The 12921-nt window shown below is 71.0% G+C and carries 13 protein-coding genes; 7 read left to right on the forward strand and 6 right to left on the reverse strand.

Going from position 1 to position 12921, the window contains the following annotated elements:
• Window positions 1–19: 19 nt before the first annotated feature.
• Entirely contained in the window at window positions 20–826 is an 807-nt protein-coding gene (gene panB / locus NAF06_RS07085; protein WP_008584951.1) for a 3-methyl-2-oxobutanoate hydroxymethyltransferase, read from the forward strand.
• A 483-nt stretch (window positions 827–1309) separates the two neighbouring features.
• On the opposite strand, the gene NAF06_RS07090 is transcribed toward panB, so the two are convergent.
• The 4 genes from NAF06_RS07090 to NAF06_RS07105 all read right to left on the reverse strand — a co-directional run bounded on the left by NAF06_RS07090 (window position 1310) and on the right by NAF06_RS07105 (window position 5019).
• Window positions 1310–2185, reverse strand: a complete 876-nt coding sequence (locus NAF06_RS07090; protein WP_049908815.1) for a CPBP family intramembrane glutamic endopeptidase — start codon at window positions 2183–2185, stop codon at window positions 1310–1312.
• An 82-nt stretch (window positions 2186–2267) separates the two neighbouring features.
• Window positions 2268–2900 (reverse strand): NUDIX hydrolase, encoded by a 633-nt coding sequence (locus NAF06_RS07095; protein ID WP_008584946.1) that lies wholly within the window; start codon window positions 2898–2900, stop codon window positions 2268–2270.
• A 56-nt stretch (window positions 2901–2956) separates the two neighbouring features.
• Entirely contained in the window at window positions 2957–3427 is a 471-nt protein-coding gene (locus tag NAF06_RS07100; protein ID WP_008584943.1) for a hypothetical protein, read from the reverse strand.
• Window positions 3428–3519: 92 nt separating this feature from the next.
• Entirely contained in the window at window positions 3520–5019 is a 1500-nt protein-coding gene (locus NAF06_RS07105) for a DNA polymerase Y family protein (protein WP_008584941.1), read from the reverse strand.
• A 172-nt stretch (window positions 5020–5191) separates the two neighbouring features.
• On the opposite strand from NAF06_RS07105, the gene NAF06_RS07110 reads away from it, so the two are divergent.
• Entirely contained in the window at window positions 5192–6976 is a 1785-nt protein-coding gene (locus NAF06_RS07110; RefSeq protein WP_008584939.1) for a hybrid sensor histidine kinase/response regulator, read from the forward strand.
• A 98-nt stretch (window positions 6977–7074) separates the two neighbouring features.
• On the forward strand, window positions 7075–8391 hold the full coding sequence (locus NAF06_RS07115) for an MFS transporter (RefSeq protein ID WP_008584937.1): 1317 nt from the start codon (window positions 7075–7077) through the stop codon (window positions 8389–8391).
• A 48-nt stretch (window positions 8392–8439) separates the two neighbouring features.
• On the opposite strand, the gene NAF06_RS07120 is transcribed toward NAF06_RS07115, so the two are convergent.
• A complete protein-coding gene (locus tag NAF06_RS07120; protein WP_100243515.1) occupies window positions 8440–8853 on the reverse strand; it encodes a hypothetical protein in 414 nt (137 codons plus the stop codon).
• A 155-nt stretch (window positions 8854–9008) separates the two neighbouring features.
• Here NAF06_RS07120 and NAF06_RS07125 point away from each other — a divergent pair, with 155 nt between their 5' ends.
• Together NAF06_RS07125 and NAF06_RS07130 are read left to right on the forward strand one after the other, a co-directional pair.
• The gene (locus NAF06_RS07125) at window positions 9009–9287 is read left to right on the forward strand and encodes a hypothetical protein (RefSeq protein WP_008584932.1); all 279 of its coding nucleotides are present in this window, start codon (window positions 9009–9011) and stop codon (window positions 9285–9287) included.
• An 80-nt stretch (window positions 9288–9367) separates the two neighbouring features.
• Window positions 9368–10048, forward strand: a complete 681-nt coding sequence (locus tag NAF06_RS07130; protein ID WP_008584930.1) for a hypothetical protein — start codon at window positions 9368–9370, stop codon at window positions 10046–10048.
• Window positions 10049–10061: 13 nt separating this feature from the next.
• Here NAF06_RS07130 and NAF06_RS07135 read toward each other — a convergent pair whose 3' ends face one another.
• Complete coding sequence (locus NAF06_RS07135) at window positions 10062–10919, reverse strand: 3-hydroxyacyl-CoA dehydrogenase family protein (RefSeq protein WP_049908814.1); 858 nt, start codon at window positions 10917–10919, stop codon at window positions 10062–10064.
• 214 nt (window positions 10920–11133) lie between these two features.
• On the opposite strand from NAF06_RS07135, the gene NAF06_RS07140 reads away from it, so the two are divergent.
• Both NAF06_RS07140 and NAF06_RS07145 read left to right on the forward strand, forming a co-directional pair.
• Window positions 11134–11937, forward strand: a complete 804-nt coding sequence (locus NAF06_RS07140) for a class I fructose-bisphosphate aldolase (RefSeq protein WP_008584925.1) — start codon at window positions 11134–11136, stop codon at window positions 11935–11937.
• A complete protein-coding gene (locus NAF06_RS07145; protein WP_008584923.1) occupies window positions 11937–12896 on the forward strand; it encodes a class 1 fructose-bisphosphatase in 960 nt (319 codons plus the stop codon). The genes NAF06_RS07140 and NAF06_RS07145 overlap by 1 nt, the downstream gene beginning before the upstream one ends.
• Window positions 12897–12921: the final 25 nt, after the last annotated feature.

Below are 12921 nucleotides of genomic sequence, written 5' to 3' on the forward strand. Positions count from 1 at the left end.
GCGCGGGTCACTCCGAGGTATGACCACGACGCGGGGACTCCGGGAGGACGACGATCCGATCACGATGCTCACCGCCTACGACGCCCCGACGGCGGCGGTCGTCGACGAGGCCGGGATCGACGTCGTCCTCGTCGGCGACAGCATGGGCAACGCCGCCCTCGGCTACGACTCCACGCTCCCGGTGACGTTCGACGAGGTCGCGAGCCGGACCGCGGCCGTGGCGCGCGCGACCGGGGACGCCCTCGTCGTCGCCGACATGCCGTTCCTCTCGTTCGGCGTCGACGAGGCCGAGTCGGTGCGCAACGCCGGCCGCCTGCTGAAGGAGGCGAACGCGGACGCGGTGAAGATCGAGAGCGGCCCGCACACCGTCGAGACGACTCGGCGGATGACCGAGGTCGGGATCCCGGTGATGGCCCACCTCGGCCTGACGCCCCAGCACGTGAACCAACTCGGCGGGTACACCCGACAGGGGACCGAGCAGGACGCCGCAGAGGAGATCATCGATCTGGCGGGGGCGCACGCCGACGCCGGCGCGTTCGCGCTCGTCTTGGAGCACGTCCCGGCGAACCTCGCGGGCGCGGTGACGGAGGCGCTCTCGATTCCGACGATCGGCATCGGCGCGGGTCCCGACTGCGACGGGCAGGTGCTCGTGATCAACGACGCGGTCGGCCTCGGCGAGTGGTCGCCCCCGTTCGCGAAGCAGTTCGGCGACGTGCGCGGCGAGATGGTCGACGCCGTGGAGGCGTACAAGGAGGCCGTGACGAGCGGCGAGTTCCCTTCTGAAGAACACTCGCACGTCGAGGAGGATCTGGACGACCTGTACTGAGAGGCTTCGCGAAACGCGTACAGTATCTTTTTTCGTGGGGAATCGGTGATCGTCACGAACACCGCCGAAGCCCCAGCCGCTCGACTGTACGTATGTGGTTTCGCTGAGAGTAAGTCTGTGACTGAGACTACCGAAGCCCCGGCCGGGAGGACTCGATGCGCTCGCTGCGGTCCTCGTCGCTCACTTTGTTCGCTCCTGCGGTCTCGCCGGCGGCGGAGCCGCCGGCTGTTCGAGAGACCTTCGGTCTCTCGCTACTTGGGTCGCGCGTCTTCGTCCCCCCGGCTGCCCCTTCGAGTCCTGCCCGACCGCGACCGCACCTCACGCCTCCCCAGCCTCGTCGCTGGCACCCTCCGCTTCGCTCCGGGGCCAGCGACTCCCTCGCGCGTGCTGCTCGGCCGCGAGGCGGCCTCACAGGCACGCGCCACTGCGAAGAGTCGGGAACCGCGTCGAGAACTGGAGCCCCTCGTCGCCGGGATCGACCCCTCAGACGGGGAAGAAGCCGAGGACCGCCGGCATCTGGCTCGGGTCCGTGGTGACGACGACGTAGAGCGCGGTGAACAGCACGGCGTTGTGAAGCCCGTGGAGCAGCGCGGGGACGACGAGGTTCTCCGTGTACTCGTACACCGCGCCGAACACGAGGCTCGGTACGAACAGGATGGAGACGGTCGTCAGGCGCGCGGAGGCCCCGCCGGTCAGCGCTATCACGTGGATGGCCGCGAAGATCGCGGCCGAGAGGAGGATCGACGGGGCCGCCGGCAGCGACTCGCGGAGCCGCCCCTGAACCACGCCGCGGTAGAGGATCTCCTCGCAGGGACCGATGACGAGGAACGAGGCGGCGATGAAGAGCGGAATGATCGACGGGTTCCCCATCGCCAGTTCGGCGCTGCTGTTCGCCGCCGTCTCTGTGCCGAGCAGCTGAACGATCGTCGAGACCACGAGGACCGAGATCAGGATGAGCACCCAGCTCCCGAGGACGATCCCGATCTCCTTGAGGCTCGGGACGCGCACGCCGAGGTACTCGATTATCCCCCCGCGGTCGAACCCGCGCCACGCGAGGTAGCCGACGGCCAGGCCGCCGAACGCGACGTACTGGCCGAATATCAGCGTGAGGACGACGCTCACGGCGAGCGAGAGCCCGCCGCTCGCGGCGTCGATGGCGAAGATGATGCCGCCGCTCGCGACCGCGATCACCGGCCCGAGGACGCCGAGAACGAGGGCGGTCAGGACCGCGATTCCCGGCGACCCGCCGCTCCCCTTCGGGTCGTCCGCGTCGCCGGAGAGCGTCTCCGGGCCGACGTCGTCGAACTCCTCTGACACCCCGCCGTCCGGGGCCGGATCGCCGCTGGAGGGATCTGTCATTGCCCTTGGTAGGACCCCCCGGGCAAAATGGTTGTCCGTGCCGGATCGCGCTCTGACCCTGAGCCGGTCGACCCTCGCAGCCTCACCGGTGGAGCAGTTCGTACCACAGCACCGCGGTGACGGCCCGGCCGTCGCGGAGCCCGCCGTCGACGACCGCGGCGAGCAACTCGTCGTACGGGACCGTCTCGACCGCGATCGACTCGTTGTGATCGAGGTCGCGGTCGGCGGTCGGCTCGCAGCCGGTCGCGAGCACGTGGTGGTGGACCGCGTTCGCCATTCCGTTCGTCGGCTCGACGGTCGTCAGCCGCTCGAAGGCGTCGGCCTCGTAGCCGGTCTCCTCGGCCAGTTCGCGGGCCGCGGCGCGCTCGACCGCGGCGTCGCTCGGGTCGCCGTCCGCGCTCCCTTCTCCCTCGTCCTCCGGCTCCATCGTCCCCGCGGGGATCCCGCGGTTCACTCGCCCGACCGCCTGTCGCCACTCGTCGATGACGACGACGTCGCCGTCGGGCGTCAGCGGGAGCACCACCACCGCCGGAGGCTCGTCGACGTAGTGGAACCCGTCGGTGTCGCCGTCCGGGAACCGCACCTCGTCCCGGCGCACGTCGAAGCCGGGGCAGGCGTAATCGACGGCCGAGTCGAGCGTCTCCCACGCGAGGTCGGCGGGGTCGTCCGGGTCGGCGGCGGCGTCTGGGTCAGCGTCGGCGTCGGCGTCGTCCATGGATCGCGGTCGTCGCTCGGGGACCTAAACTCCCCTCACTTTCTCACCCCATTCACTCACTCCCCGCGCGCCGTCGACCCCGCGGACTCGCGCCGGTCCCGGACGCGCTCGACGGCGACCGCCGCGAGAGTCCCGACGAGCCACGCGACTGTCCCGAAAACCAGCGCCTCGACGCCGAGGAAGACGAGCCCGTCGGGCGAGAGGAACGCGGCCGCGCGCTCGGCGAGGGGCCGACCGGAGAGCCCGAGGAAGTAGTGGACCGCGCTGTGCCCGAGCAGCGCGGCGTAGACGGTGAGCCATGCGAAGAGCAGTCCGTCCCGTCGGTACGCGAGCCCGAGGGCGACGGCGACGCCGAGCGCCGCGGCGTCGAACGGGACGAATATCACGCCGCCGGCGATGGAGAAGACGCCGACCGCGTAGGCGGCGAAGGCGACGGCGAAACACAGGGGCGGTGCGACGAGGCGGAGCCGCGGGAGCGACCGGTCTCGGCTCGATCCGAGGAGGGCCGCGCGGAGGGCGGAGGCCATGCGCCCCGATTCTCGTGGCGCTCGGATAAATCTCCGCTCGACGGGGTCACGACCGGTCGCCCGACGGGGTCACGGCCGGTCGCCCGACGGGATCACGACCAGTCGCCGAGCGAGGCCTGCCCGTCGCCCGTCCGGCGCTCGGTGTCGTCCCCCGTCGCGTCGTGATCCGCCTCCTCCGCGGTCGGCTCCCCGTCGACCCAGTCGGTGAGCTTCCCGCCGTCGCCGTCGGTGGCGCTCGTCCGAGCGCCGGCCCCGCGGGTGCGGTCGCCCGTGTCGCCATTTCCGCCCCCCTCCCCGCCGCTCCCCGCCCCGTCGCTCGCGTCGAACCCGCCGAGCGTCGCCTGATCGGTCTCGGCGAAGTCGAGCTTGGAGACGCGGACGCCCAGCTTTCGGACGGGGGTCTCGTCGAACTCGGCAAGCAGGCCGAGCGCCACCTCCTCGACGAGGTCCGGGTCGTCGACGGGACCGGGGAGGCTCCTCGCGCGGGTGTTGACGTCGTAGGGGGGTTCGACCGCCTTGATCCCGATGGTCCGGTAGAGGCAGCCGCGCTCGCGGGCGCGGCGGGCCACGTCCGCGGCGAGCGCGGAGACGGTCTCGCGCTTCGTCGCCTCGTCGGCGGTCGTCGGCAGCGCCGACTCCCGCGAGAGGCTCTTCGGGAGCCCCGTCGGCGTCACCTCGCGGTCGTCGTCGCCGGCGGCGCGCCGCGACAGCTCCGGGCCGCGCTCGCCCAGCGCCTCGGCGAGGCGGTCGCGGTCGGCGGCCGCCAGGTCGCCGGCGGTCTCGACGCCCAGTTCCGCCAGCGTGCGCTCGGTGACGGGACCGACGCCGTGGACGTCGGCGGTCGGCAGCGGCGCGAGGAACTCCGCGACGGAGCCGGGCGGCACGACGACGAGCCCGTCGGGCTTGTCGGCGTCGCTGGCGACCTTCGCGGCCGACATGTTCGGCGCGACCCCCACGCTCGCCGGGACCCCTGCCTCGCGCTCGATCCGTTCTTTGACGTGGCGGGCGTACCCCTCCGCGAGCGTCCGAGCCTCCGCGGGGCCGGCCGCGCCGCTCGGCGGGGGATCTGCCGGTTCGGAGCCCCCGCCGTCGGTCCCGTCTCCGCCGCCGGCGACCGTCCACGCGGTCCGGTCGGTGACGTCGAGGTACGCCTCGTCGATGCTCACCTCTCGGCGGGTGTCGGCGCAGTCGCGCAGCACCGCCTTCACCTCGCTCGCCACCTCCTCGTAGTAGTCGAGGTCGACGGGGAGGTACCGCCCGGTCTCCGCCGGGTCCGGCGCGTCCGGGTCGTCCGGGTCCGCGTCGGCGCGGCGGGGGAGCAGCTCCAGGGCCTCCGAGATCGGCATCGCGCTCTCGACCCCGAACTCGCGGGCCTCGTAGCTAGCGGTCGCGACCGCGCCGATGGACTCGCCCGGCTCGTAGCCCATGCCGACCACGACGGGCTCGCCGTCGAGGTCGTCGTGGCGCAGCCGCTCGCAGGAGGCGTAAAAGCAGTCCATGTCGACGTGACAGACGACCCGATCGGGCGCGTCGGCGTCCCCGCCGCCCGCGCCCGGGAGCGTCTCCCCGCCGACTGCCCTCCCGCCGGTCATCGCGTTCGGCTCCGCGCTCCGCGACCTTAAGAATCAGCCACGCGCGCCGGAAGTGGAGGCCCGTCCCTCCGCTCCCCGCCCGACGTATCCTCTCACGCCCGCTCCGGGACTCAGATCCAGATCCGATAGCCGGGTCGGTAGTCGTTTATTCCGCGCGCCCCTCAGTCCCCGTATGTCCGCAGCGATCGACGTGTTACACGTCGACGACGACCCGTCAGTCCTCGACCTCGCGGAGGCGTACTTCGAGCGGGAGCTCGACTCGGTGGCGGTGACGAGCGAGACCGACCCGGAGGCGGCGCTCGACCGGCTCCGAGAGGATTCCTTCGACTGCGTCGTCAGCGACTACGACATGCCCCCGATGGACGGGCTGGAGTTCTTCGAGGCCTTACGCGAGCGAAATCAGAAGATCCCCTTCGTGCTGTACACCGGCAAGGGGTCCGAGGAGATCGCGAGTCAGGCGCTCAACGCCGGCGTCACCGGCTACTTCCAGAAGGGCGGCCCCGAGCAGCTCCGCCGGCTCGCGAACCGCGTCGATCAGGCCGTCGAGGAGTACCGGACCAAGGAGGTCGCCGAGCGCTACTCGACCGTCATCGAGGCGCTCGGCTACCCCGTCTACGTCGTCGACGAGACCGGCGTCTTCCGGTTCGTCAACGAGCCGTTCGCCGAGCTGACCGGGTACGACCGCGAGGAGATCATCGGACAGACCCCCGGGTTCATCAAGGACGACGCGGCGGTTCAGGAGGCCGAGGACCGGCTCGGCACCATCCTCTCCGACTCCGGTCCGGACGTCCAGCACTTCGGGGTCGACATCGTCCCCAACGAGGGGGACCCGATCCCGTGTCGGGACCACATGGCGGCGCTGCCGTACGACGGCGAGTGCTTCGAGGGCAGCGTCGGCATCCTCCGCGACGTCTCGGACGAGCGCGAGCGCCGCGAGGAACTGGAGACGAAGACCCGCGCGCTCGACGAGGCCCCGGTCGGGATCACCATCACGGACCCGCAACGCGAGGACAACCCGATGGTGTACGTCAACGACCGGTTCGTCGAGATGACGGGGTACGACCGGGAGGAGTCGATCGGCGTCAACTGCCGGTTCCTCCAGGGGCCGGACACCGAGGAGGCGTCGGTCCAGCAGCTCCGCGACGCGATCGACGCGGACGAGCCGACGAGCGTCGAGCTGTTGAACTACCGGAAGGACGGGACGGAGTTCTGGAACCGGGTGAGCATCGCGCCGATATCCGACGCGGACGGGACGGTCACGCACTGGGTCGGCTTTCAGGAGGACATCACGGCGTTCAAGGAGCGCGAGGCGGCGCTCGAGCGGCAGAACGCCCGGCTCGACTCCTTCGCGAGCATCGTCTCGCACGACCTGCGGAACCCGCTGAACGTCGCGCAGGGACGCGTCGAGCTGGCGCGCGAGCTCTCGGACGACGCGGAGAACCTCGACGCCGCCCTCGACGCGCTCGCCCGCATGGAGTCGATCGTCGAGCGCACCCTCGCGCTCGCCCGCGAGGGGGAGACGGTCGGCGACCCGGAACGCGTCGACCTCGCTGCGGTCGCCGCCGACAGCTGGTCGACCGTCGACACCGGGTCGGCGGCCCTCTCCGTCGAGACCGAGCGCGAGGTGCTCGCCGACCCGGATCGGCTCCGGAACCTCTTCGAGAACCTCATGCGGAACGCGGTCGAACACGCCGGCTCTGACGTGTCGATCCGCGTCGGCGACCTCTCGGACGGCTTCTTCGTCGAGGACGACGGGCCGGGGATCGACCCCGCCGTGGCCGACTCCCTCTTCGAACCCGGCGAGAGCGGCGCGGCGGGGACCACCGGGTTCGGCCTCGCGATCGTTCAGGAGATAGCCACCGCGCACGGCTGGTCCGTCGCGGCGACGACCGGCGCGGACGGCGGCGCGCGGTTCGAGGTCCGCGGCGTCGACAAGCGGACCCCCGCGACCCACTGAGCGTCGAATCACCCGAATTCCGCCGTCTCTCCGTCAGGAAGCGGATCGACTCCCCCCGTTCACAAGGGCCTTTATGCTCCGTTCCGAACGCCGAGTAAATGGGACTGCTCTCCGGCGTCACCGACACCGACCGGCGCGTGATCGTGCTGGCGCTCGCGCGCATGGTCGGTGCGGCCGGGAACTCCTTCCTCATCGTCGTCCTCCCGCTGTACGTCTCCAGCGACCTCGTCGACATCGAGGGGCTGCTCGGCGCGGAGGTCGGGGTCGGCGCGGCCGCGGTCACGCTCACCGAACCGCTGCTCATCGGGATCGTCCTCTCGCTTTTCGGGTTCCTCAACAGCCTCTCGCAGCCGTTCACGGGACGGCTGTCGGACCGGGTCGGCGCTCGACGCCCGTTCGTCCTCGCCGGAATCCTCCTCCTCGGCACCGCGAGCGGCCTGTACACGGTCGCGACGAGCTACCCGGTCCTCGTCGCGCTGCGCGCGATCCAGGGCCTCGGCGCGGCGCTCATCATCCCCGCGACGGTCGCGCTGGTCAACGAGTACGCCGCGAGCGACGCCGACCGCGGCGGCAACTTCGGCGTGTACAACACGTTCCGGCTCATCGGCTTCGGCTTCGGCCCGGTCCTCGCCGGCGCGGTCGTCGAGGCCGGCCCGTACGACCTCTCGCCGGTCGGGCTGCCGGTCCTCGACGGGTTCGACGCCGCCTTCGTCGCGGCCTGCGCCGGGGCGTACCTCAGCTTCGCCTTAGTGTTCCTGCTCGTCCGGGACGCCGACGTCGAGGCCGAGGCGGGCGACGACGTGTCGATCCGGGTCCGCGGCGAGGACCGCCTGCTCGACCCGGTGTTCACGCTCGGGCTCGCCACCATCACGATGGGGGCGTGCATCGCGCTGTTCGCGACGCTCCAGAACCAGGTGAACGTCCGGCTGGACCAGGCCCCGATCTGGTTCGGCGCGCAGTTCGCGGCCGTGACGATCGCGAACGTGATCTTCCAGGTCCCGGTGGGCCGCGCCAGCGACCGGATCGGCCGCCGGCCGTTCCTGCTCGCCGGGTTCGTCCTCCTCGTCCCGACGACGCTGCTTCAGGGGATCGTGACGGAGCCGGCGCTGATGATGCTCGTCCGGCTCGGGCAGGGGGTCGCGGTCGCGTGCGTGTTCGCGCCGTCGCTCGCGCTCGCCGGCGACCTCGCCCGCGAGGGGGAGTCGGGGACCACGCTGTCGGTGCTCACGATGGGGTTCGGGTTCGGGGTCGCCCTGGGGCCGCTGGCGTCCGGCTGGCTCGTCGGCTTCGGCTTCGTCGCGCCCTTCGCCGTCGGGGCCGCGGCCGCCGCCCTCGGGCTGATCGCGGTGTTCACGCAGGTCGAGGAGACGCTGAACGTCGACGACGAGCCGAGTCCCGCGGCGGGCGCGGACTGAGTCGGAAGGCAGGGCGGGAATCCCGACCGCCGCTCGTCTCGCGAGCCGTCAACAGTCGACGTCAGCGCGGTATACGCTTACGCCTCTCTCGTCGACGGTACTGAATACGGACAGGCAGCCGTCGTCCTCACGTTCTCGCGCCAAACTCTTCGTGGATAGACTGGCCTCGTCGATCGAATCAGCGGATATCGTGACCTCTAGGTTCCCCTCTCCGCTCATCCAGCCTTCTTCTAGATGTACTCCGTCGGTCGATCCGCCTCGCTTCGGGTCGAATTCGAACGTGTCCTCGTATACGGTTTCACCGCCTCGGTCCGCAATCACGGTAACCTCGACGTTCTCTTCTCGCCGATTCACCACGGTCAACTCACTAATTTCCACCTTCGGCTCGTCGTCCGACGCACAGCCGGCAGTGAGGGCCACCGCGAGGGCTCTGAGAACCTCACGTCGTCTCCATTCCGCCATTTCTTTTCATATTTTGGTAGAATCACATAAATACACGGTCCGCCGGAATTAGCAGTCCCGGCCGAACCGCACGGGTTCCGTCTGATTGGCGGACGCGTCCCCCCAATCCCCGCGCAGTCAACAGAGCCAAACCGGTCGCGGCCGAACCGCCGCCCGTGCCGAGCGACCGCCTCCGCTGCGTTGAGTGTCGCGAACCGATCCCCGTCGACGCGCGGATCTGCCCGCACTGCCGGGCCGTCCAGCCGTCGCCGCTCTTGGATGTCGGGGTCGTCGTCGCCGGGGTGTTCGCGCTGCTCTTCGGCGTCGTCCTCGCGGTGATGACCGTCGGGACCAGCCGTCTGCTCGGGTTCCTTCTCCTCGTCGTCGGCTTTGGCCTCGCCGTCGGCGGCTACACGCGATACATCGACCGACAGGCGGCGAGTCGGGCGCGGTAGCGTCGGTTCGCGTCCCGGAACCGCGCTTCCCGTCGTCGCGCTCGCGACAATTTAAGTGCGAGCGCGAGCCACGTCCGTCCATGCTCACCCCACTCAACGGCGGTCTGGTCCTCGCGGGGCTGGCGCTCGCGTTCGTCGGCGCGGCGGTCTCCGTCTACGCGGTGACGCTGACGGGCCTGCTCGTCGGTGCCGGTGCCGGGTACCTGTTCGCGCCGAACGTCGTCGGCCTCGTCGCCGTCGACGGCGCGGTCCTGACCGCGGGCGCGGTCGCGGTCGGCGGCCTGATCGGCGGCTTCCTCGCGTACGCCGGGCTCTCGTTCGCGGTGCTGGGAATCGGCGGCGTCGTCGGCGGCTTCGCCGGCCGGTTCGCCGTCGGCCCGGTGTACGCGGCGGACGCGGCGGGGATCGAGGGGACGGCGCTGCTCGTCGGCGCGACGCTCGCGGGCGTCGCGGTCGGCGCGCTGTTCGGGTTCGTCCTCACCCGGACGACGCTCGTGGTCGCGTCCGCGCTCATCGGCGCGGCGTTCGCGTCGCGGTCGCTCACGCCCGCGAGCTTCGAGGCGGCTGCCGCGGAGACGACCGTCGAGCCCCTCCTCTTCGATCTGTCCGCGCCGACGTTCCTCGCGGTGTTCGTCCTCGGGACGCTCTCGCAGCTCGGGCTGTTCAAGTTCGGCTACGTGACGAAGCTGGTCGGACTACTGCCGGGCGCGCGCCGCTGGACGGCGGACGACGACCGCGACGGCGACGCGGACGCGGCCTGAGCCGACGGCCGACCTACTCGTACTCGTAGAAGCCGCGACCGGTCTTCTTGCCGAGGTCGCCGGCCTCGACCTTTCGCTTGAGGAGGTAGGCGGGCTTGTAGCGGTCGCCCAGCTCCTCGTGGAGCGTTTCGCTGGCGTCGAGCGCCACGTCCAGCCCGATGTGGTCGGCGAGTTCGAGCGGCCCCATCGGGACGTTCGTGCCGAGCTTCATCCCGCGGTCGATGTCGCGCTTCTCGGCGACCCCCTCGTCGTACGCGCGGATCCCCTCGTTTATCCACGGCATCAGGATGCGGTTGGTGACGAAGCCGGGCTTGTCGTCGGCCTCCCACGTCTCCTTGCCGAGGTCCTCGGCGAAGGCGTGCGCGAACTCGACCACCTCGTCCGCGGTGCGCTCGCCCACCACGACCTCGACGCCGTCCATGATCGGGACGGGGTTCATGAAGTGGAGGCCGACCACGTCGCTCGCGCGCTCCGTGGCGCTCGCGATCGTCGTGATAGAGAGCGTGGAGGTGTTCGTCGCCAGGACCGCGTCGTCGTCGGTGACCCGGTCGAGGTCGCCGAACACCTCCCGTTTCACGTCGAGGTCCTCGATCACGGCCTCGATCGCGACGTCGGCGTCCGCGAGGTCGCCGAGGTCGGTGGTGCCGGTGATCCGGTCGCGGATCGCCGCCGGCTCCTCCTCCAGCGCGCCCTTCCCGGCCAGTCGGTCGAGGCTGTCCGCGACGCTGTCGAGGCCGCGGTCGACGTACTCGCGCTCGACGTCCCGCATCACCACGTCGTAGCCCGCCGTCGCCGCGACCTGTGCGATCCCGTTGCCCATCGTTCCCGCCCCGACGACGCCGACCACGTCCACTTCGGATAGCGCTCGCATGCGAACCGCTGCCGCGCCGCGGGTGGTAAGTATTGCGGAACGGGGGGCGGCCCCGGCCGTCGGCCACAGAAATTAACAATCTGAGTAGTAACGAACACAGAAATCGAGACGCGAAGGGACGGGTGATTCGCGGGCTGTTCGGCCCGATCCGGTTTCTTTACGGGTGCCCGACTCACCGCAGCCCTTTTTATGGATGTGACTGAAATACGAATCGATGCTCCCTCACGCCGCCGACTCCATCTCGCGCGACGGCAAGTCGCTCATCCTCGCGTACGACCACGGGCTCGAACACGGGCCGGTCGACTTCGAGCCGAACCCGGCCACCGCCGACCCGGAGCGGCTCTTCGAGCTCGCCACCCACGACGCGGTCACCGCGCTGGCCGTCCAGAAGGGGATCGCGGAGGCGTACTACCCAGACTACGAGGACGACGTGAACCTCCTCCTCAAGCTCAACGGCACCTCGAACCTCTGGATGGGCGAGCCGGACAGCCCCGTCAACTGCTCGGCCGAGTACGCCGCGGGGCTCGGTGCCGACGCGATCGGGTTCACCCTCTACGGGGGGTCGAACCACGAGGTCGAGATGGCCGAGGAGTTCCGGGAGGCCCAGGAGACGGCCCGCGAACACGAGATGGGCGTCGTCATGTGGTCGTACCCGCGCGGGCAGGGGGTCAAAAACGACACCAGTCCCGACACCATCTCGTACGCGGCCCGGCTCGGCCTCGAACTCGGCGCGGACCTCGTGAAGGTGAAGTACCCCGGCTCCGCCGAGGCGATGGGCGAGGCGGTCCGCATGGCCGGGCCGACCGAGGTGGTGATGTCCGGCGGGACGATGCGCGACGACGCGGCGTTCCTCCGGAACGTCTCCGAGGCGATCGAGGCGGGTGCCCGGGGGCTCGCAGTCGGCCGCAACGTCTTCCAGCGGGACGAGCCCGAGCGTATCCTCGACGCGCTGGAGGCGGTCGTCTTCGAGGAGGCCGACCCCGAGACGGCGCTGGCGACCGCCGAGAGCGCGGACTGATGGCCGGCCCCGACTCCGACCCCGACGCCGGCCCCCTCCCCGACGGCGGCGCTCCCGGCGGCGACCCGGTCGTCGCGGCCGTCTTCGACGCGGTGGCCGCGACGGCCCCCGAGATCCGCGCCGCGCTCCCCGGTCGCCGCGTCGAGAGCGGGACGGAGAACGCCTCCGGCGAGTCGGTGCTGGCCGGCGACCTGTACGCCGACGAGCTGCTCGGCGACGCGATCACCGCGCTCGACGGCGTCGGCTTGTTCGTCAGCGAGGAGCGCGAGACCGCGGTCGACGCCGGCGGGGCGGTCGGCGGCGACGGGACGGGGGAGACCGCGGACGGCTCCCCGTACGCGGTCGCGATCGACCCCCTCGACGGCTCCTCGAACCTCCGGTCGAACAACGCGATGGGGACCGTCGTCGGCGTGTACGACGCCCCGCTGCCCGCCACCGGCCGCGACCTCGTCGCCGCCGGCTACGTCCTCTACGGCCCGATCACGACGATGGTCGTCGCCGACGAGGCGGGCGTCCGCGAGGAGGTGATCGAGCCCGACGGCGACGGCGGCGTCGAGCGCTCGGTCGTGACCGACGACCTGCGGCTCCCCGACGACCCCCTCGTCTACGGGTTCGGCGGGCGCGTCCCGGACTGGCCCGACGCGTTCACCGCCTACGCCCGCGAGGTCGAAGACGAGCTGAAGCTCCGGTACGGCGGCGCGATGGTCGGCGACGTGAACCAGGTGCTCACGTACGGCGGCGTCTTCGCGTACCCGGCCCTGGTCGACGCGCCCGAGGGGAAACTCCGGCTCTCCTTCGAGGCGAACCCCATCGCCTACATCGTCGAGCGCGCCGGCGGCGCGGCGACCGACGGCGAGCGCGACATCCTCGACGTCGAGCCGGACGGCCTCCACGACCGCGTCCCGCTGTACGTCGGCAACGAGGACCTGGTCGAGCGGCTGAAGGCGGCGCTGGACTGACCGGGGGCTCCCCACGGGCCGACCG

The organism is Halorubrum hochsteinianum (assembly GCF_023702125.1).
GTDB lineage: Archaea > Halobacteriota > Halobacteria > Halobacteriales > Haloferacaceae > Halorubrum > Halorubrum hochsteinianum.